This window comes from Arthrobacter sp. UYCu723, assembly GCF_054059215.1.
In genome coordinates, this window is record NZ_JBSSBW010000001.1 from 4430703 (window position 1) to 4450547 (window position 19845).

The following is a 19845-nucleotide window of genomic DNA, read 5'->3' on the forward strand; positions in this document are numbered from 1 at the left end:
CCAAGTGTGTCCTGAAACTCAGGCCTTTTTGTGGATGAGCGCCAGGAACATGGCGTCCGTCCGGTGCACATGCGGCCAGAGCTGGGCGGTGAGTTCGTGCCCGGCCCCAAGATGGCCGGTGAGGCTGACGCTGTCCAGTGCGGCACCGGCGTCGAGCAGTTCGAGGTCGTCACGTTTGCGCAGCACATCGCTGACGACGGCGGTGGTCTCCGCCGGGTGCGGCGAGCACGTCACATAGGCCACGACGCCGCCGGGCTTGACGGCTGCCAGCGCGGACTTGAGCAGTTCGCGCTGCAGCGGGCCGAGGTCCGTCAGGTCCTTGGGCGTGCGCCGCCAGCGTGATTCCGGGCGGCGGCGCAGGGCGCCGAGCCCGGTGCAGGGCGCATCGACCAGGACGCGGTCGAAAGTTTCCGCCATTTCCGAGCCGACCTCACGGCCGTCGCCGGTCCGGACCTGCCAGACCTCGTGCGGAACCGCCGCAAGGGCCTGCCGGACCAGCTTCGCGCGGTGCGGTGCGGGCTCGTTGGCCAGCAGAGTGGCGCCCTGCTGACGGGCGAGGGCACCGAGCAGCGCCGCCTTGCCGCCGGGACCGGCACACAGATCAAGCCAGCGTTCACCGTTTCTGTCAGTGCCGGTTCTGTCAGTACCAGTCCCATCGCCGGCGGTGCCGCCGGCGGCGAGGCGGCCGGTACCGCCAGTCCCAAGATCGACGGCGGCCATGGCGCGGGCCACGAGTTGCGAGCCGACGTCCTGGACCCGGGTGCTGCCCTCGCGCACCGAGGCGAGCCGGCCGAGGTCACCTCCACTGGAAAGGGCCGAGCCTTCGACGAGTTCGCCGGGCGTCGCGCCGCCTTCGAGGGCCTCGTCCAGGCTTCCCAGCCCGGGCAGCGCCACGAGGTTGACCACCGGGGCGGCGTTGTCCGCCTCGAGGAGCTCACTGATTTCAGTGACCGGACGGCCGTGGGCCACGAGGGACTGCCGCAACGCACGGACGATCCATTCCGGGTGGGCGTAGCGGATCGAGGCGATCCTGGTTTCGTCCGTCTCATCGCTGAGCAGCAGCTCCAGCCACTCCTCAAGGGTGTGCGCGGAGACCTTCCGCAGGACGGCGTTGATGAGGGCCGATGGCCCGGCGCCGATGACGGCGCGGGCGAGGCCGACCGTCTGGTCCAGGGCGGCGTGCGCGGGGACGCGCATGGCCACCAGCTGATGGACGCCGATCCGCAGCGCATCGAGGATGGCCGGATCCAGCTGGTCCAGCGGCCGGTCCACGCAGCGGGACAGGATCGCGTCGTAGGTGCCCTGGCCGCGCAGCGCGCCGTAGCTCAGCTCGGTGGCGAAGCCGGCGTCGCGCTTGTCCAGTCCGTGGTGCCGGATCCGGGCAGGCAGCACGAGGTTCGCATACGCGTCCTCGGACGCGACGGCGCGCAGCACCTCGAAGGCGACCAACCTTGCCGGATCCGCACGGCGGGTGCGCTGGGAGGGGGCGTTCTCGGTGAAGCCGCGCTGGGGGCCGCGGTTGCGTTCCCGGCCCTGCGCGTCGCGCTGGCTGCCGTCGCGTCCCCGGCCGCCCGGGCCCCCACTCTGCCCGGTACCGCGCTGGCCACCGCCACCCGCCCCGCCGCGCTGGCCGCCGCCATCCGCTCCGCCGCGCTGGGGGCCCCTGCCACGGCCGCTGCCGCTAGTCCCGGACTCGCTCATTCGAATACCACGCTTTCAAGTGTTGCCTGCCCGCGCGCCCAATCGGCGGCGGTCATCATTTTCTTGCCCGAAGGCTGGACCCGGGTGAGTTCAACCGGGTGTGAGCCGGTTCCCACCAGCACGCTCCTGCCGTCCACGGCCAACTGTCCGGGCTGCAGCGCCGCGGCTTCGGGCCGGAGCAGCACCGGTTCCACCTTGACCCGCTGCCCATCCAGGGTGGTCCAAGCGCCCGGCTCGGGCGTGACGCCTCGCGCCCGCCGCCCGATCGCGAGGGCAGGTTGCAGCCAGTCGAGCCGGCCGTCGTCGAGGGTCAGCTTGGGGGCCAGACTGACGTCTCCCTGCTGCGGCACGGCCGCTGCCTTGCCGGCGTCGACGGCGGACAGCGTCTGGGTGAGCAGCACGGAGCCGCTGTGGGAGAGCCGCTCGAGCAGGACCCCGGCCGTGTCATCGGGGCGGACGGCTTCGGTCAGCGTGCCGAACACCGGACCGGTGTCCAGCCCCTCTTCAAGGAGGAAGGTGACGGCGCCGGTGACGTCGTCGCCGGCGATGAGGGCCCGCTGCACCGGTGCGGCTCCGCGCCAGGCCGGCAGCAGGGAGAAGTGCAGGTTGATCCAGCCGTGGCGGGGGATGTCCAGGGCGGCCCGCGGAATGAGCCCGCCGTATGCCACGATCGCGGCGACGTCGGGGGCGGCGGCGGCAATCCGGGCGGTGACGTCGGCGTCGACCTTGGCCGCATGGATGACCTCGATGCCGAGTTCGGCGGCCCGGGCGGCCACCGGTGACGGCGTCAGAACGCGCTTGCGTCCCAGCGGCGCGTCCGGGCGGGTGAGAACGGCGACGACGTCGAACCCGGCCTCGACGAGCGCGTCCAGGGACGGCACGGCGACGGCAGGCGTCCCCGCGAAGAGTACCCTCACTGGGGGTTTCCGAAGGAGCCGGTTGCGCCGGCTCCAGTTCCGAAGCTGCCGGCGCCGAAACTGGAGCCGACCGTCCTGGCGCGCTTCGCCGTCGTCTGCTCGGCGATCGAGTCGTAGTTGGCGTTCCGGATCGCCCGCAGCGCGGCCTTGCGGTCTTCGCCTTCGAGCCGGTCGGTGAAGAGGATGCCGTCCAGGTGGTCGGTCTCGTGCTGGAAGCAGCGGGCCAGCATGCCCTCACCCTCCACCGCGACGGGGTTGCCGTGGAGGTCGACGCCGGTGACACGGGTGTGCCGGCGGCGCCGGACCGGGAAGCCCAGGCCGGGGATGGAGAGGCAGCCCTCGCCCTCGTCCGGCTGGAAGTCATCGCTGTTTTCCAGCACCGGGTTGATGATGTGTCCCTCGACGCCGCCGATGCGGTAGGTGAAGACGCGCCGGCTCACACCGACCTGGGGCGCGGCCAGGCCTGCGCCGTCGACGTCCTCCATGGTCTCTGTCATGTCCGCCACGAGCTTCGCCAGTTCAGGCCCGAATTCCGTCACGGGATCGGCAACTGTGCGCAGCACAGGATCACCGATGATGCGGATATTCAAAATGGCCATGTGCAATCTGTCCTTACGATGGGCGGCTACGGGATCCAATCCAGTTTAGTTGCCCCGGCCCGCGTCCCGAACGTCTTCGCCGGATCCGCCTCGGTGGGGCGGTTCGGCTGAGGGATGCCGCAGTGGGGGCGGACATCCCGTTTTCGGGAGCTTCAACGAGATCAACGGGCATCTCGGCTCCCGGCTGGCCTACGGAACGCGTGCTGTCGCCCTGGCGGGGTGCGTTGGGATCCCGCAGACGCGACTGGCCCGACCGGCGAGTATGCGGTGCGCCGGTTCACGAAGCGCGGAACGCCTGACGGCGGGGACTCCGGCGCCGCGGGACGCGGAGTGGCCAATAATGTCGGAGCCCTCTGGAAGAGTGTAGCTATGGAAGCCATCGGGGATTTCATTCCCTTCCAGGACACAGAGCAGGATGCGGGCCGGGTCACAGGCCGTGGTCCAGCCCGGGCCCTGCAGCCTGGTCTGGACAGCGCTCTCGCCGGGCTCCAAGAGGTGGGCTCGACGGCGGCAGGGGACGCCGGCGGACTGGGGATTCCGGACTGCGTCTGACTTCGCCGGCCGGGTGGAGGAACTCTCGCGGACGGTGGAGTACCTGCAGCTCGTGGCCGCCGCCGCCGTGGACCGGACCCGGAAACAGTCCGCCGCGGCTCCTGCGAGGGGCAGCACCACCTGGACCACCGGCTGGCGCGACACCTCCGGCGGCGACGACGGCCCGGTCGGCGCACCCGGGGCCGTCGATGCGACCGGTGCCGTGGCAACGTACGGCGCGGTGGACGGTATGCCCGGGGCGGTGGATCCCTCGGTTGCCGTGGACGACGGCTACCGGAACACCACGGAGTTCCTGCGGGCGCGGCTGCGGATCAGCGCCTCCGAGGCCCGGAACCGGCTCTCCCTGGCCGGGAACCTCCTGCCACGGCTGGGCCTTGCCGGACGGCAAGTGCCTCCCGCGCACGAGGAACTCGGCGCCGCCGTGGCCTCTGGAGACGTCGCGTCCCGGGCCGCGACGATCATCACCGCCGCGCTGGACCGCGTCCGGCACACCTGCGACGCCGAGTCAGCCGCCCAGATGGAGCACGCCCTGACGCGCACCGCCGCCGAGAACGACCCGGACTTCCTGGCCCGCGTCGCACGGAGCTGGACCGACGCGCTGGACCAGGACGGCGCCGAGCCCTCGGAGGAACTGCTACGCCAGCTCCCGGGCGCCTTCATCCGCCGGCCGCGCCACGGACTCCAGCACCTCGAAATCTTCGCGACCACCGAACAGTTCGAACACCTCCTCACCGTCATGAACACCGCCACCAACCCCCGCACCACCGTCACGCAGACACCCGGAGCCACGGCAGCGGGAGCCGCGTCAGCGGGTGAGGGTTCCGTCGACCGCCCCGCCGCTGGGGACAGCCCTGCCGCCGGAGTGTCCGCCACCGTTGCGAGTGCTGCGGGCGTCACGAGTGTTGCCGCCGCTGCGAGTGCTGCGGGTGTTCCGGCTGCTGCCGGTGTTTCGAGTGCCGCTGCCGCTGCGGCCGGTCCGGTGGAGGACCCGGCGCTGCCGGTCCTGGATCTCCGCTCGCGGCCGCAGAAGCTGCTCGACGGCCTCATCGGTGCCTGTCGAATCGCCCTCGCCGCGGGCTCCCTGCCCGCCGCCGGCGGACTCCGCCCGCAGGTCATGGTCACCATCGACTACCGGGACCTGCTTTCCCGGCTCGGAGACGGCCCGGACGGCCCGGCAGAAGGTCCCGGATTCCCCGGCCGGCCGGCGGCCCGGACCGGAACGCTGCTGTTCACCGGCCCGGTCACGGCCTCCACCGTCCGGAAGATCGCGTGCGACGCAGACATCATCCCGGTCCTCCTCGGCGGCGAGGGCAGGATTCTGGACATCGGCCGGGCCTCAAGGGTCTTCCCGCCCCACATCCGCAAAGCCCTCACCGCACGCGACCAGGGCTGCGCCTTCCCCGCCTGCACCATCCCGGCACCATGGTGCGAAGCCCACCACATCACCTACTGGTCCCGCGGCGGAACCTCCGGAACGGACAACGGAACCCTGCTCTGCTCGCACCACCACCACGTAATCCACAAGGAACAATGGACCATCCAGGTCAAAACCGGGATCCCCTGGTTCATCCCGCCACCACACCTCGACCCGAGCCAAAGACCCCGCCGCAACCACTACTTCCGACCCTCAGATCTCGGCACGGTCACGTAACGCCCGCATGACGGCGGCCGCGGGTGAGGGCGGTGCGGAGTAACCGCGCCGGCGTGTGATTGCGTGAATTCCATCAAAGCGCTGCTCCGATGGCCCAGATATCTCCATGGCGGAGATCTGATCGCGTTGTGACCGACGCGATGCCGTTCGGTCTCGATAACCCGACAGCTGCCGTCCACCCTGATGTCCCGATGGAAGCCCCAGGTCCCGAGCCCCAAGCCGGCGCAGAAGAGCCGCTGAATCCACCGTCGCCGAGGTCCGCAGCCCCCGTCGCCGGTGTCAACCGTCCTGAGGTAGGCAGCCTTGAACTCCGCCGTCCCACACACACGAGCGGTGCCCTCAGGGCAGAGCGCCGATCACGGTTCCGCTCTGGATTCTGCTCGTCACCGGTGCCGTCCTGGCGGCCACCCACTCGGCCCACGCTGCTCTCGGCCACCGTTGTTATCGGAATACTGTGGCCCTTCGGCACGGTGCGGGTTCAGCGCAGCAGGTTCAGCGCTGCGGGTTCAGCGCAGCAGGTTCAGCGCTGCGGAGGCGGGGCAAGCGGGAGCAGAGCCGTTCCGGCGACAGCGGTGTCGGCGGACATCTCCCAGACACGACGCAGGGCGCAAAACTTCCACCAGTGGTGTTTCAGGACGTCCGGGTTGGCCCGCAGGGGACGCACTTCCGTCTCGCCGACGGCAACGGCCAGCAGGATCGGGGATTCGCCGTGTTTCCAGGCCTCCCATTCCCCGGCCGCCGGATCCACAAGGCTTTCTTCGGCCTTCATGCCGGCCACGAGCTGCATGACCACTTTGTCATCGAGGGGCTTGACCGTGCCGTCCCTGCTGGTGCCCTTGGTCTTGTAGTCGATGAGGCAGATGCGGCCGTTGATCTTAGCGACGAGGTCCAAGGTTCCGGCGTAGCCGACCGTCTTGTTCCAGACCGTGATCTCGGGCGCGATCGGCTCCACCTGGAAGAGCTCCCACCACTCGTCGAAGCGGGCCGCGAAGGCTTCCTCTCCGTTGGCGGCCAGCAACTCCCTGGTTTCCTTCATCTGGTGCGGCCGGCCGAGGGCACGCAGGGCCACCTGCTCGCAGTAGTTGTGGACCCGGTCCCCGCGCTTCGCGGCGTCGTCGCGGTAAGTCTCGGCCGCCTTGGCGGCGCGGCTGACGGCCTGGCGCACCTTGGCCGGGCTGCCGAGGATGCCGGGCAGCGTGGGGTCCTGGGCAAGGCTGTTGGCGCCCATGTACCCGAACCAGCCGTCCAGGCCGTGGGGCTGCTGCCCGATCACGGTGGTGATGGAGGGCACCGAAAACTGCTCGGACGTGGAACGTGCGTACATCCGGCCATGGTCCGTGGCGTGGGCAAGAAGTGGAGCGGTCATGGAAAGACTCTTTCACAAGGGACTGACAGTGGAAGTACAAGAGCGGGCCCAACAAGCTGCCGGATCAGCGGGCTGGAAACAAAATGGTCCGCCCCACTCAGTGAGCGGAACGGACCATCTATTGGGTGGGCGATACTGGGTTCGAACCAGTGACCTCTTCGGTGTGAACGAAGCGCGCTACCACTGCGCCAATCGCCCCAATGCCATTGAATGCTAGCCCACCCCGGCGGATTTTAGAAATCGGCCTCTCGTCCGCCGGAATGCGTCGATCGCGGATCCGACGGCCAGCCGCCGTCGAACGTCTGCCCGCCACCAAAGTCATCCGCCTGACAGGGACGAATTACACGACTGTAATTAGCAAAAAGCCCTAGAATCCAAGGATGCGCGGGGCTCCGCGGCCCCACGCGACGTCGCGATTTGTAGATTCCCTGAACCTCCTATAGAGTTCTTACTCGTTGGAACGCGAGGAAATGCCGAATTGCGGCGCGGAATTGCAGACAATAATGCGGACGTAGCTCAGCTGGTAGAGCACCACCTTGCCAAGGTGGATGTCGCGAGTTCGAATCTCGTCGTCCGCTCGCAGGACACTGTCACGGCAAAGGTTCTTCGGAATCCTGTCTACACGGTGGGTTGGCCGAGAGGCGAGGCAGCGGCCTGCAAAGCCGTATACACGGGTTCGAATCCCGTACCCACCTCGGTGAAAACCCTGGTTTCCGGTTCCGGCCGGATGCAAGGGGCGATTGGCGCAGCGGTAGCGCGCTTCCCTGACACGGAAGAGGTCACTGGTTCGATCCCAGTATCGCCCACCAAGGCAAGGCAACTTGCTTGACGTAGGAACCACCCGGTCATACCGGAACGTACTACAACTGCGGACGTAGCTCAGCTGGTAGAGCACCACCTTGCCAAGGTGGATGTCGCGAGTTCGAATCTCGTCGTCCGCTCTCTGTTTATGACTCCACTCCGGATCCTTCCGGTTGCGGGCGATTGGCGCAGCGGTAGCGCGCTTCCCTGACACGGAAGAGGTCACTGGTTCGATCCCAGTATCGCCCACCATGAAAGCAGCTCCCCGGAGCTGCTTTTTTTGTGCCGTGTCCGTGGCCCTATTGCCCTGTGGCCCTATTCCCCTGTGGGCGGACATCCTTGGCACTCCCCCCAGCGGCGGCTAGGGTAGAAATCGCTAGGAGCGATCTGGCTCCGCGACCGAAGGGAGGTGCCCGTGGGTATTCTTGACGATCTGAAGGGCAAGGCTCAGAAAGTAATTGGTGGCAATCAACAGGCCATCAAGGACGGCATCGAAAAGGCAGGCGACTTCGTCGACTCCAAGACCGGCGGAAAGCACGCCGACAAGATCGATTCCGTCCAGCGGGGCGCTTCCGACTTCGTGGACAAGCAGAACGGCACGCCAGGCACTGCGCCGGCGGCCGGAGAGCCTCCTGTGGCCGGACAGCCTCCCGTCAACGTTGAGCCCCCTGTCGCCGGGGAACCCCGGCAGCAGGGCCTCTGACCCAGGTACGTCAGCGAGGTGCCGGTCCCGCCGAGAGGCGGCGCCGGCACCTTCGGCGTTTAACGGCGCCTTAACACACGACGCTGACACACTTGGCGCCCATCCGAGGCCTCAGGATGGGCGCCAAGTGACGCCGCGTTGCTCCGGGCGTCTAGGAGGGTTCGTGGTTCTGGCCCTCGCGGGCCAGCGCGGTGAGCCGGGACACCGCCCGGAAATACTTTTTCGTGTACCCGCCGGTCATCATTTCCTCGGTGAACAGCTGATCGAACGGCACACCGCTGGCGAGGATCGGGACATCCTTGTCATAAAGCCGGTCCGCCAGCACCACAAAGCGCAGCGCGACAGCCTGTTCCGTGATGGTGTGGACGTTCTTCCACACCACGCCCTCGATGCCGTCCAGCAGCTGGCGGTAGCGGCTCGGGTGGACACCCGCCAGGTGGTTAATCAGGGTGCTGAATTCGTCGCGAGCCACCGTCTTGCCGTCGAATTCTGCATGCATGTGGTGCGTCAGGTCATCGTTGCGCAGCGGCAACGGAGCGGCCGGCAGGCCGCGGTGCCTGAAGTCCTCGCCGTCGATCCGGACGACGTCGAACTGGTCCGCCAGCACCTGGATTTCACGGGCAAAGTCGACGGCCGCAAAGCGGCCGTCGCCCAGGGAGCCCGGCAGGGTGTTGGAAGTGGCCGCCAGCTTGACGCCGGCGTCGGCCAGTTCGCGCATCAGCCGGGACATCAGCACCGTGTCGCCCGGATCGTCGAGCTCGAATTCGTCGATGCAGACAAGCTTGTAGTGGCTCAGCGCCTCCACCGTCTTGCGGAAGGACAACGCGCCGACCAGGTTGGTGTATTCGACGAAGGTGCCGAAGGCCTTGGGCCCGGGGGCGGCGTGCCACAGGGAGGCAAGCAGGTGGGTCTTGCCGACGCCGAATCCGCCGTCGAGGTAGATCCCGGCGCGCGAGGTGTCCTTCTTCCCGAAGAGCCGCTTGAAGAGTCCGTCGCCGTCGCGCGCGCCAACGCCCGCAGCGAAACCCTCGAGCGCCCGGACCGCCGCGGCCTGGCTGGGCTGGGAATGATCCGGCCGGTAGCTGGAAAACGACACCTCACCGAAGCGCGGCGAGGGATAAAAACCGTGGAGGAGTTCATCCACTGAAACTGCCGGGGTGCGGGCGGCGAGCTGTTCGATCTGTACCAAGGTGGTCCGTTCTGCTGGTCACTTGTCCCCAGCAAGAATACCGGCACTGCAGGTCCTGCCCGCGAGCGGACGCGGGAGGGGCCGGCCCACGTGACGAAGGCCATATTTCCGAGTGTGAACGGGGGCGGGACATTCCCGGCGGTGCGTGGCTAGTGTTGTAGGAGACCCGGCGCCGCCATCGATCCGTCCGTGGCCCGGCCCTGACCGTTTCAGTGAAAGGCCATCACCATGCCCTATCCCGTTGAGCAGAACGAAAAGTTTGCCGCCTACGCCCACCCGGAGCGGCTGGTCTCCACCGAGTGGCTGGCCACTGAAATCGAAGCTGGCGCCCTCGACGGCGGCAAGCTGGTGGTGGTGGAATCCGACGAGGATGTGTTGGTCTACGAGACCGGCCACATCCCCGGTGCGGTGAAAGTCGACTGGCACACCGACCTGAACGATGAGGTCACCCGCGACTACGTGGACGGCCAGGCGTTTGCCGCCCTGGCAGCGGCCAAGGGGATCTCCCGCGACAGCACCGTGGTGATCTACGGCGACAAATCGAACTGGTGGGCAGCCTACGCCCTGTGGGTGTTCACGCTCTTCGGCCACGAGGACGTCCGGCTCCTGGACGGCGGCCGCGACAAGTGGATCGCCGAGGACCGTGCCCTCACCACCGAGACCACCGTGCCGGTTCCCGGCGAGTACCCCGTCGTTGAGCGCAACGACGCCCCGATCCGGGCCTTCAAGGACGATGTCCTGGCGCACTTCGGCAAGCCGCTGATCGATGTCCGCTCCCCCGAGGAATACACCGGCCAGCGCACGCACATGCCCGCCTACCCTGAGGAAGGTGCCCTGCGCGGCGGCCACATCCCGACGGCTGCCTCCATCCCGTGGGCCCGCGCGGCCGCCGGCGACGGCACCTACCGCAACCGCCCCGAACTTGAGGCGCTCTACCTCGGCGAAGCGGGCCTGAAGGCCGGCGACGACGTCGTGGCCTACTGCCGCATCGGCGAGCGTTCCAGCCACACCTGGTTTGCGCTGAAGTACCTCCTGGGCTTCGACACCGTCCGCAACTACGACGGCTCCTGGACCGAGTGGGGCAACGCCGTGCGCGTCCCGATCACCAAGGGCACCGAACGCGGCACGGTTCCGGCTGCCAACTGAAGCTCAGTATGGCCGGACCGGGACACAATCGGCTGCCGTGCGTAAGCTGGGAGTGATGAATACTTCTGCCCTCCCCGCCGCGCTGGCGGAAATTGTTGACGACTTCCAGGCCCTGACGGAACCCGACCGGCTGCAGCTGCTGCTCGAGTTCTCGCGCGGACTGCCGGAACTGCCGGACCGGCTCAAGGACCACCCCGAGCTGATGGAACAGGTGGTCGAGTGCCAGTCGCCGCTGTTCCTCACCATCGAGACGGAACAGCACGACGGCGGCGCCCCGGAAAGCGTGCGCCTTTTCTTCCAGGCGCCACCGGAGGCTCCGACCACCCGGGGCTTCGCCAGTGTGCTGCACGAAGGACTCGACGGGCTCAGCCCGGCCGAGATCCTGGCCGTCCCGGACGACATGCCGGAGCTGCTGGGCCTCACCCGCGCCATCACCCCCCTGCGCATGCGCGGCATGACGGCGATGCTGGGCCGGATCAAGCGCAAGGTTGCCGCGCTTCCGCAGCACTCCTGACGTCCGGCAACTGCTGATGGCCCGCAAACAGGCGTCACAGGGAACTCCGGCCACCGCGGCCCTCGCGGCGGCCGGGGTTCCTTTTGTCTCGCACCCGTACAGCCATGACCCCGCCGCGGCCAGCTACGGGCTGGAGGCCGCGGAGGTCCTTGGCGTTGATCCCGCCCGGGTGTTCAAGACCCTGATGGTCGACGTCGACGGCCGGCTCGCCGTCGGGGTGGTTCCGGTGAGCGGCAACCTGGACCTCAAGGCGATGGCCGCGGCCCTGGGCGCCAAGAGAGCCGCGATGGCGGACCCCGCCGCCGCCGAACGCCGGACAGGCTATGTGCTCGGCGGGATCTCGCCGCTGGGGCAGCGGCAGTCCTCCCCCACGGTGGTGGACGACAGCGCCCTGGGCCTGGACACGATCCTGGTCTCGGGCGGACGGCGCGGCCTGGACATCGAGCTCAGCCCGGCCGAACTGATCCGGCTCACCGGCGCCCGCACGGCCCGGATCGGAACCAGCATGAGCTAGTCCGGGCTGGACTGGCCCGGGTTGGGCCGCGGAGCGAGCTGCCGCCCCAGCCAGGCCGACACGAGCCCTTCCCAGCGCCCCGGGTCCACGTTCCATTCCTTGGTATGCAGGGCGCGGTCGAACTTCTCGAAGGTGACCATCTCAGGGTTCTTCTCGGCCAGGACCGCCGACGGGCCATACGGGACGTACTCGTCGTCGACGCTGTGGAGGATCAGCGTCGGCGTCCTTAGTTCCACGGCCCGCGAGACCCAATCCATCGTCTTCAGGTCCACCGGCGCGGCGAGGCCGGTCAGCCGGCGGCCCAGTTTGTGGCTCATCATCAGCTGCCCGTAGCGGCCGACGGCCGACGGGATCCGGTTGAGCTCCGCATGGTGCGCCAGCACGTTCACCCAGTTGATCACCGGGGCGTCGAGCACCATGGCCCGGATCAGGTGGTGATAGCGGGAGAGGTCCGCAGTCTGCAGGCAGATGGCGCCGCCCATCGACCAGCCGAACAACACCACCTCGCGGGCGCCCTGCTCCAGGGCGTAGCCGATGGCCGCCTCGACGTCCCGCCATTCGGTGGAACCGAGGCCGTAGCGTCCGTCCAGGGCTGATGGCGCGAGCCCGTCATTGCGGTAGGAGATCAGCAGGCTGGACATGCCCAGTTCGTGTGCCGTGGGGACGGCCCGCAGGCCTTCCAGCCGATTCGCCCCGCGACCGTGGACCATGATCGCCCAGGTTTCCGCCTCGGGTGCCCGGATGAGCCACGCCGGTGCGGTCCCGCCGTCGACGTCGATCTGCACCTCTTCCGAGGCGAGGCCGATGCTGGCGGCGTCCGGGTGCGCGGCGCCGCTCCACCAGCCGCGCCGCGCCGTGGTGAGGTCGCCGCTGTAGACCGCCTCGACTTCCCGCAGCACCGTGCGCTCCGCCGGCGAGTAGGACACGATCCGGCCGATCCGCGCATGCCCCCGGCCGCCGTCGAAAAAGAAGCCGTAGACGCCCTCAACGGTGTTATCGGGGGTGGCCGCGAGGATGACCTGCAGCCCGTGCCCGCCGCGGATCACGGCGAGGATTTCCTGGTCCTCCTCGCGGACCCGGTCCGGGGTAATCACCCGGCGGGCGAAGTACAAGGCCAGGGCGGAGGATCCGGCGGCGAGCAGTCCGGCCGCGGCGCTCCCGCCGATGATGCCCCCCACGACCCACTTTGCACTGCCGGGCAAAGATGCCTCGGTCCGGGGTGCTGCCGCGGCGGTGACCGCCTTGCCGCGGGCGGTGGGGACGCGGGCGGTGGGTATCCGGGGCGGGTCCGGCAGGAGGCGCTGGGAGGAAGCCATGCCACCATTCTTACCGAACGCGACGCTCACAGCGGCATCCGGGCCGTTCCGAGACCCGGCTGCGTGGGCCGCGCCAGGCGAGGCAGGCTCGGACACGGGCAAATTCGTGCGGGGCCAGCGGGGCCCGACTAGGCTGGGGGCATGAGTGATCCAATCGTCATTTTGACAGAAGAGCCCCTCGGCGCGGATGACCGCGTCAACATCAAATCCCTGGTTGCCGGCGGTGACGCTCCCCTGGTAGTCCTGGTTCCGGCCAATACCGAGCGGCACCTGCTGGTGGACTTCCTGGAAAACCTTTCCCTGCTGGAAATCTCCAAGGCCTTCCGTGAACTGACGGCACACTCCGACCCTGCCGGGGAACGGGCTGAAGCCGCCGAAACGCTGGCGGTCTCGCTCGCGGCCCTGGCCGGGCTGGGCGGTGGCGTCTCGGGCGAAATCGTCGAAGGCAGGGCCGTCGACGGCCTCGTCGCCAAGGTCAAAGAACTCGGCGCCGGACAGGCTGTGGTGATCACCCGCCCGCACGCCGTCGCCGACACCTTCCACACCGACTGGGCCAACAAGGCACAGGACAAGCTGGGCCTGCCGGTCCTGCATCTGTACGCCGGATCGGGATTTATCGGGGACTCCTGAGCGTTATTGAGGCTATGAGCATCTTTAACCACAGGCCCAAAGTCACGCCCGTAGCAGCTCCCGCCGCCGGGGCTGCCGCAGAAACGGCCAGCACAGCGGTTGAAAAGTCAGATGAGCAGTGGCGCCAGGAGCTGACGCCGGGAGAGTACCGGGTGCTGCGCCAGGCCGGAACCGAGCGCCCGTACACCGGAGAGTACTGGGACACCCATACCGCGGGCGTCTACCAGTGCCGGGCCTGCGGCACCGAACTCTTCACGAGCAACGAGAAGTTCGACTCCCACTGCGGCTGGCCCTCCTTCTGGGCGCCGCTCGCGGAGGGCACCGTCCGCTACATCCACGACCGCACGCTGGGCATGGAACGTGTGGAAGTCCGCTGCGCCACCTGCGATTCCCATCTGGGCCATGTGTTCGACGGCGAGGGCTACGGAACCCCCACCGACCAGCGCTTCTGCATCAATTCCGTTTCGCTGAAGCTCGTCTCGGCGGACGACGCCGGCAAGTAGCCTCACGCCTGGTCCGGGCAGCCCCGCCGGGCAGCCCCGTCCGGGCTTTGGCTGGGACGGGCTCCTCGGCCCGATTGCCACAGAGTTTCTTATGCTCGATGCAATTTTGCATTAGGGATGCTGTTTGCTTGCTACGCTCGCCATAGATACTGACGAGCGATGCTCCCGGCAAACAGAAAGGCGCCTGACGATGACTACCACCGCTATCACCGCCCCCGCCCCCATCACCTCCAACTCCCCGGACTGGCTGCGGCTCAAGGCTGCGGCCACCGCGCTGCAGGGCCTCCAGGTGCAGGACGGATCCGTGCCCGAGGCTGCCGACCATGCGGCCGCGGCCGGTCATGTCGAAACCATCACTGCAGCGATCGGTGCCCTCTCCCCCGCCTTCCCGCACGACGCGGAATACCTCGGCCTCCTCGTCACCGACTTCGGCCGCTGGGCCGACGCCGGCTTCGGCGTCCCCGACTTCCTGGACTCCCTGCAGGCCTTCCAGCCGCAGCAGCACCGGGCCAACGGGCTGCAGCACCTCGTGGTCTTCCCGATGTACACGCAGAACGGCAGCAGCAACCGCCTGGTCGAAGCCGTGCTGATCGAGGTCATCTGGCCCGAGTTCATCGCCGGGCTGGAACAGGGCGAGTACTCCAACAAACTCTTCGTCCCGATCCGATTCCTCGACTTCACCCCCGGCTACAACACCAACTCCGCCGTCCTTTTCCCGGAATCCGTCGCTGTCCGCGAGACCCCCACCTTCACCTGGGGCGCGATCTTCGCCGACCGTGAGGCGGCCCGCTTCCGCCGCGTGCTGCGGGCCGCCGCGGACATCACTTCCCTGCAGCTGCCCGAGGACGCCGCCGGCCTGCTCGAGGACCAGGAGCTGAGCCAGAAAACCTTCGTCATGTGGGACCTCATCCACGACCGCACCCACATGCGCGGCGACCTGCCGTTCGATCCCTTCATGATCAAGCAGCGCATGCCGTTCTTCCTCTACTCCCTCGAGGAACTGCGCTGCGACCTGACCGCCTTCCGCGAATCCGTGAAAATCGAAAAGGACGAGGACGCGGACCCGGAGGCACGGCGGCACGCCAAGCTCGTCCAGTACGCCGTCATCTTCGACCGGATCTTCCGCTTCGCCATCACCGGCAGCCGCGTCCGCAACTACGACGGCCTCGGCGGGCAACTGCTCTTCGCCTGGATGCACCAGCACCACGTCCTGCACTGGACCGACAGCAAGCTCAGCATCGACTGGGACGAGGCTGCCGGCGTCGTCGTGGAACTCGGCGCCCGGATCGAGGAACTGTACTGGCGCTCGATCGACCGCCCCAAGATGGCGCACTGGCTCGCCGCTTACGAGCTGATCTCCGGGACCGTCACCCCCAACCCGGCCTCCGTCTGGGCCAAGGGCCCCGGCGCGCTCCCGCTGGACGGCCCGCCGCGCGGCCTCACGGACCAGGTGCTCGACGACGAGTTCCCGCTGTCCATGTTCTACGAGGCGCTGGAGAAGAAGATGCGGCCGGTCATCGAATCGACGGCGGGGATCATCGGGTCCTCGGACACCGGCACGGCAACCACAGCCCTTAACGCCGGATGAGCGCTCGACGCGCCCTGAACGTGGTGGTCACGGGCGGCAGCGGGCCGTCCGGGATCGCCACGGCGCGCGCCCTGCACGACGCCGGGCATACGGTCTTCACGGTCGGCTCCGACGGGCCCCGGATCGGGGCCGCCGCCGCGGCGGCCGGCACCGGCGTCACGCCGCTCGTGTGCGACCTCGCGTCCCTTGCCGACGTCCGGGCGCTGCACGCCACGATCGCCGCGAAGGTGGGGGCCGTCGACGGCGTCGTGCACCTGGTCGGCGGCTGGCGCGGCGCGAAGGGCATCACCGACCAGAGCGACGAGGACTGGGACTTTTTGGAACGCGGCGCCATCACCACGGTGCGGAACGTCACCCGGGTCTTCTATGACGACCTCGCAGCCTCGGACAGTGGCCGCTTCGCCATGGTCTCCTCCACCGCCGTCGGCAGCCCGACGGCGGCCACCGCCAGTTATGTGGCGGCCAAGGCCGCGGCCGAGGCGTGGACCCTCGCGGTGGCTGACGGCTTCCGGCGGGACCAGTCGGCGACCGCCTACTCCGGGGGTACAAAAGATCCGGGCAGTTCCGGCAATCCGGTGGAGCAGCGCAGCGCCGCCGTCGTGCTCGTGGTCAAGGCGCTCGTCGACCCGGCCATGCGGGCCAAGTCCCCCGAGCGGAAGTTCCCGGGCTTCACCGATGTGGAGGAGCTGGCCGCCGCCGCCGTCGGGCTCTTCACCACCCCTGCGGCGAAGCTGAACGGGCAACGGCTGCTCCTGAGCCGTTGAACCCAAACCCTGGACTTAGCCCCTGGGCCCGGACCTCCCTAGACTGAAAGCGTGAGCAAATCGATGACAAGCACAGTTGAGACTTCCCCTGCCGGCACCGCGGGGCGGCTCCATGATCCGTCCGTCCGGGGCTTCGCCTCGGACAACTACTCCGGCGTCCACCCCGAGGTGCTGGCGGCCCTCGCCGCCGCCAACGAGGGACACCAGGTCTCGTACGGCGAGGACGACTACACCGCCCGGCTGCAGCAGCTGATGGAGGGGCACTTCGGCGAGGGGATCGAATGCTTCCCGGTCTTCAACGGCACCGGCGCCAACGTGCTCTCACTGCAGTCCCTGCTGCCGCGCTGGGGGGCGGTCATCTGCGCCTCCACGGCCCACATCAACATGGACGAGAACGGCGCCCCGGAGCGCATCGGCGGCATCAAGCTGCTCCAGGTGCACACGGAGGACGGCAAGCTCACCCCCGAGCTGATCGACAAGGAAGCCTGGGGGTGGGGCGACGAGCACCGCGCCCAGCCGCTGGCCGCTTCCATCACGCAGACCACCGAACTCGGCACCTGCTACACGCCGGAGGAAGTCCGGGCCATCGCCGAGCACGTCCACGCCAAGGGCATGAAGCTGCACATGGACGGCGCCCGGCTGGCCAACGCCGCCGCGCACCTTCAGGTGCCGCTGCGGGCCTTCACCCGCGACGCGGGCGTGGACATCCTCTCCTTCGGCGGCACCAAGAACGGGCTCCTCTTCGGCGAGGTCGTGGTGGCGCTGAACCCGGAAGCCGCCCACGGCCTGATCTACCTGCGCAAGATGAACATGCAGCTGGCTTCCAAGATGCGGTTCATGTCCGCACAGTTCATCGCCCTGCTCGAAGGTGACCTGTGGCTGCGCTCGGCCTCGCACGCCAACGCGATGGCAGCCCGGCTGCGCGCCGGCGTCGAGTCGATCCCGGGCGTCGAGCTGAGCCAGAAGACCGAATCCAACGGAGTCTTCGCGATCCTGCCTGCCGGTGTGGCTGACCGGCTGCGCACGTCCTTCCGCTTCTACGACTGGAATGAGGCGGCCCGCGAGGTCCGCTGGATGTGCTCCTTCGACACCACCGAGGACGACGTTGACTCCTTCATCGCAGCCATCAAGCGCGAACTCGCTGCCGGCTAGTCCGGCCCGCCCGGGGCCAGGCCCGTTTCCGCCCGGCAGGCGGCGAGCCTGCCGGGCTTCGGAGCCCGCGTTGCATAATCTTCCATTGTGAACGCACTCGACCAGGTTCCGGCAGATTTTCTCTTCGCTTTGGGGACCCTTCGCCAAGCACGGTGCCGCAGTGAGCTGCACCTGGAGGAGATTCCGGCGCCCTCACGGCTGGCACCCTTCGCCGTGGCACTCGGAGCAGAAGTCATTGCCCCTGGTGACGCGGCAGGCGCCGTACACGGTCCGGCAGCGGCGGGGCTGGAACCCGCTTCCGGGAGTGACGACGCCGAACTGGCCACCGGCCGCTTCATCCTGCTCCACGATCCCGACGGCTCCGCTGTCTGGGACGGGGAGTTCAGGGTGGTGACCTATATCCGCGCCCAGCTCGAGGCCGAGATGGGCAACGACGAAATGCTGGGCTCGGTCGCCTGGACCTGGCTCGTGGAAGCACTCGACAACCACGCCGCGCCCTACCGTTCGGCCGGCGGCACCGCAACGAGGGTGCTGTCTGAAAGCTTTGGCACGCTCTCCGACCGGCCCAATTCGATCGACATCGAACTCCGCGCCTCCTGGACCCCGGCCAGCCCGGACATCACCTCACACCTGGAAGCATGGTCTGACATGGTCTGCACCTTCGCGGGGCTTCCACCGCTGCCCGACGGCGTCACCCTGCTGCCGCACCGACGGCGGGAGCAGTCATGAGTCCGCGCCGAATCGGCCCGGTTTTGCCGAATGCGCGGTCCGCTACGCCGTGTTGTCGCTAACTTGTCGGTAAACTGAAGTCACCATGACCTCTCAAATACCGGAAATGACCACGGCCGGCGCCGTTCAAAGTAAGACAGAGGCCGCTGACATCACAGCCCATATCACCGTGGAGGGCTTCGACAGCCTGGTCCCCGAGGTAATCGACCTCGATGCCCCCCGCGACGGCGTGCCGCTGGTGATCGAAACCCAGTCCGGCCTGGAACGCTGCGCTGCGGCTCTTGCCGCAGGCCACGGCCCCGCGGGAGTGGATGCCGAACGTGCCTCCGGCTTCCGCTACGGCCAGCGCGCCTTCCTTGTGCAGATCCGCCGTGAAGGCTCGGGCACTTGGCTGATCGACCCGGAAGCCTTCGGGGACCTGCGAATCGTCAACGAGGCCCTCAAGGGGGTCGAATGGATCCTGCACGCGGCCAGCCAGGACCTGCCCTGCCTATCCGAGCTCGGCATGTGGCCGGACAAGCTCTTTGACACCGAACTCGCCGCCCGGCTCGCCGGCCTGCCGCGCGTCGGCCTCGCCGCCGTGATCGAACAGCTCCTGGGCTTCGGCCTGGCGAAGGAACACTCCGCCGCCGACTGGTCCACCCGCCCGCTCCCTGAGCCCTGGCTGCGCTACGCGGCCCTCGACGTCGAGGTCCTTACCGAACTGCGCGAGGAACTCATCGAACTGCTCGTGGCTGACGGCAAACTGGACTTCGCCGAACAGGAGTTCGCCGCCATCCTCGAGGGCGGCCAGGCCCTGCCCCGCGTCGACCCCTGGCGCAAGACGTCCGGCCTCCACCAGATCCGGGACCGGCGCCAGCTGGCCGCCGTCCGGGAACTCTGGCTGGAACGCGACTCGCTGGCGCAGAAGCGCGACGTCGCCCCGGGCCGGCTCATCCCCGACTCCTCCCTCGTGGCGGCGGCCAAGGCGATGCCGACCACCGTGCCGCAACTGCTCGGCACGAAGGGATTCCATGGCCGCGCGGCCCAGCGCGAGGCGCCGCGCTGGCTGCGTTGCATCAGCACCGCCAGGAGCCTCGAGGATCTTCCTCCCCTGCACCTGCCCACCAACGCTCCCCCGCCGCCGCGCGTCTGGGCCGACCGGGACCCGGAGGCTGCCGCACGGCTTGCCACCGCCCGGCCGAAGCTGCAGGCGAAGGCCGAGGAACTGAACCTGCCAGTGGAGAACCTGCTGACCCCCGACTACCTGCGGCGGGTGACCTGGCGTCCGCCGGCCGAGCTCAGCGAGGAAGGCGTGGCCGAGGAACTCCAGAACCTCGGCGCGAGGCAGTGGCAGATCGAAATCACCGCCCCGCTGATCACCGAGGCCTTCCTGCACCCCGAGCCGCTGCCGGTCAAGGAAGCCAAGGCCGTTCCCGAATCGGCGGCCGACTCGGCCCCCTGACGGGCATTCCCCACGCTCCTTGCCAGCAATGTTACTGACGAGTAACATGTTGATTGTTGTCGCCCG

Annotated in this window: 19 protein-coding genes and 6 tRNA genes; 18 read left to right on the forward strand and 7 right to left on the reverse strand. The window is 68.4% G+C overall.

Features of this window, described 5'->3' with window-relative positions; genetic code table 11:
* Positions 1–18: 18 nt before the first annotated feature.
* From ACVWZ8_RS20680 to def, 3 genes are read right to left on the reverse strand one after another with little or no spacing between them, the layout of a single operon-like run.
* Entirely contained in the window at positions 19–1701 is a 1683-nt protein-coding gene (locus ACVWZ8_RS20680; protein WP_456505683.1) for an RsmB/NOP family class I SAM-dependent RNA methyltransferase, read from the reverse strand.
* Entirely contained in the window at positions 1698–2618 is a 921-nt protein-coding gene (gene fmt / locus ACVWZ8_RS20685) for a methionyl-tRNA formyltransferase (RefSeq protein ID WP_426977193.1), read from the reverse strand. The genes ACVWZ8_RS20680 and fmt overlap by 4 nt, the downstream gene beginning before the upstream one ends.
* The gene (def, locus tag ACVWZ8_RS20690; protein WP_456505684.1) at positions 2615–3217 is read right to left on the reverse strand and encodes a peptide deformylase; all 603 of its coding nucleotides are present in this window, start codon (positions 3215–3217) and stop codon (positions 2615–2617) included. Before def ends, fmt begins: the two co-directional genes overlap by 4 nt.
* Before the next feature lie 369 nt (positions 3218–3586).
* Between def and ACVWZ8_RS20695 the strand changes: the two genes are divergently transcribed.
* Positions 3587–3769 (forward strand): hypothetical protein, encoded by a 183-nt coding sequence (locus ACVWZ8_RS20695; protein WP_456505685.1) that lies wholly within the window; start codon positions 3587–3589, stop codon positions 3767–3769.
* A 13-nt stretch (positions 3770–3782) separates the two neighbouring features.
* Complete coding sequence (locus ACVWZ8_RS20700; protein ID WP_456505686.1) at positions 3783–5420, forward strand: DUF222 domain-containing protein; 1638 nt, start codon at positions 3783–3785, stop codon at positions 5418–5420.
* 520 nt (positions 5421–5940) lie between these two features.
* Here ACVWZ8_RS20700 and ACVWZ8_RS20705 read toward each other — a convergent pair.
* Positions 5941–6786: a cytochrome gene (locus ACVWZ8_RS20705; RefSeq protein ID WP_456505687.1), complete on the reverse strand. Its 846-nt coding sequence runs from the start codon at positions 6784–6786 to the stop codon at positions 5941–5943.
* Positions 6787–6912: 126 nt separating this feature from the next.
* Positions 6913–6984: transfer RNA gene (locus ACVWZ8_RS20710), tRNA-Val, on the reverse strand.
* A gap of 307 nt (positions 6985–7291) precedes the next feature.
* Between ACVWZ8_RS20710 and ACVWZ8_RS20715 the strand changes: the two genes are divergently transcribed.
* The 6 genes from ACVWZ8_RS20715 (at position 7292) to ACVWZ8_RS20740 (ending at position 8290) form a co-directional block, all read left to right on the forward strand.
* A tRNA-Gly gene (locus ACVWZ8_RS20715) sits at positions 7292–7364 on the forward strand.
* Positions 7365–7410: 46 nt separating this feature from the next.
* Positions 7411–7481, forward strand: a tRNA-Cys gene (locus ACVWZ8_RS20720).
* Between the two features lie 39 nt (positions 7482–7520).
* Positions 7521–7595, forward strand: a tRNA-Val gene (locus ACVWZ8_RS20725).
* A 59-nt stretch (positions 7596–7654) separates the two neighbouring features.
* Positions 7655–7727: transfer RNA gene (locus tag ACVWZ8_RS20730), tRNA-Gly, on the forward strand.
* Positions 7728–7764: 37 nt separating this feature from the next.
* Positions 7765–7839, forward strand: a tRNA-Val gene (locus tag ACVWZ8_RS20735).
* Between the two features lie 163 nt (positions 7840–8002).
* Positions 8003–8290 carry an antitoxin gene (locus ACVWZ8_RS20740; protein ID WP_426977186.1) on the forward strand — a complete coding sequence of 96 codons (288 nt, stop codon included), beginning with the start codon at positions 8003–8005 and terminating at the stop codon, positions 8288–8290.
* Positions 8291–8441: 151 nt separating this feature from the next.
* Here the strand turns inward: ACVWZ8_RS20740 and zapE are convergent, their stop codons facing one another.
* A complete protein-coding gene (gene zapE, locus ACVWZ8_RS20745; RefSeq protein WP_426977184.1) occupies positions 8442–9479 on the reverse strand; it encodes a cell division protein ZapE in 1038 nt (345 codons plus the stop codon).
* A 228-nt stretch (positions 9480–9707) separates the two neighbouring features.
* On the opposite strand from zapE, the gene ACVWZ8_RS20750 reads away from it, so the two are divergent.
* Genes ACVWZ8_RS20750 through ybaK form a run of 3 tightly spaced genes read left to right on the forward strand, consistent with a single transcriptional unit; the run spans position 9708 to position 11653 of the window.
* Positions 9708–10625, forward strand: a complete 918-nt coding sequence (locus ACVWZ8_RS20750) for a sulfurtransferase (protein ID WP_456505688.1) — start codon at positions 9708–9710, stop codon at positions 10623–10625.
* Positions 10626–10680: 55 nt separating this feature from the next.
* Positions 10681–11139, forward strand: a complete 459-nt coding sequence (locus ACVWZ8_RS20755) for a SufE family protein (RefSeq protein WP_426977181.1) — start codon at positions 10681–10683, stop codon at positions 11137–11139.
* A gap of 16 nt (positions 11140–11155) precedes the next feature.
* Entirely contained in the window at positions 11156–11653 is a 498-nt protein-coding gene (ybaK, locus tag ACVWZ8_RS20760; protein WP_426977179.1) for a Cys-tRNA(Pro) deacylase, read from the forward strand.
* On the opposite strand, the gene ACVWZ8_RS20765 is transcribed toward ybaK, so the two are convergent.
* Positions 11650–12969, reverse strand: coding sequence for an alpha/beta hydrolase family protein (locus tag ACVWZ8_RS20765; RefSeq protein WP_456505689.1), 1320 nt, complete (start codon positions 12967–12969; stop codon positions 11650–11652). The genes ybaK and ACVWZ8_RS20765 overlap by 4 nt on opposite strands.
* A gap of 141 nt (positions 12970–13110) precedes the next feature.
* Between ACVWZ8_RS20765 and ACVWZ8_RS20770 the strand changes: the two genes are divergently transcribed.
* From ACVWZ8_RS20770 to ACVWZ8_RS20800, 7 genes are all read left to right on the forward strand, one after another.
* On the forward strand, positions 13111–13599 hold the full coding sequence (locus tag ACVWZ8_RS20770; protein ID WP_456505690.1) for a hypothetical protein: 489 nt from the start codon (positions 13111–13113) through the stop codon (positions 13597–13599).
* A 14-nt stretch (positions 13600–13613) separates the two neighbouring features.
* Entirely contained in the window at positions 13614–14102 is a 489-nt protein-coding gene (gene msrB / locus ACVWZ8_RS20775) for a peptide-methionine (R)-S-oxide reductase MsrB (RefSeq protein ID WP_426977173.1), read from the forward strand.
* A 190-nt stretch (positions 14103–14292) separates the two neighbouring features.
* Entirely contained in the window at positions 14293–15690 is a 1398-nt protein-coding gene (locus tag ACVWZ8_RS20780; RefSeq protein WP_456505691.1) for a DUF6421 family protein, read from the forward strand.
* On the forward strand, positions 15687–16454 hold the full coding sequence (locus tag ACVWZ8_RS20785; RefSeq protein ID WP_426977170.1) for an SDR family oxidoreductase: 768 nt from the start codon (positions 15687–15689) through the stop codon (positions 16452–16454). Before ACVWZ8_RS20780 ends, ACVWZ8_RS20785 begins: the two co-directional genes overlap by 4 nt.
* 63 nt (positions 16455–16517) lie before the next feature.
* A complete protein-coding gene (locus ACVWZ8_RS20790; protein WP_426979880.1) occupies positions 16518–17606 on the forward strand; it encodes a threonine aldolase family protein in 1089 nt (362 codons plus the stop codon).
* 84 nt (positions 17607–17690) lie between these two features.
* Positions 17691–18335, forward strand: a complete 645-nt coding sequence (locus ACVWZ8_RS20795; RefSeq protein WP_456505989.1) for a DUF3000 domain-containing protein — start codon at positions 17691–17693, stop codon at positions 18333–18335.
* Between the two features lie 85 nt (positions 18336–18420).
* The gene (locus ACVWZ8_RS20800; RefSeq protein ID WP_456505692.1) at positions 18421–19779 is read left to right on the forward strand and encodes an HRDC domain-containing protein; all 1359 of its coding nucleotides are present in this window, start codon (positions 18421–18423) and stop codon (positions 19777–19779) included.
* Positions 19780–19845: the final 66 nt, after the last annotated feature.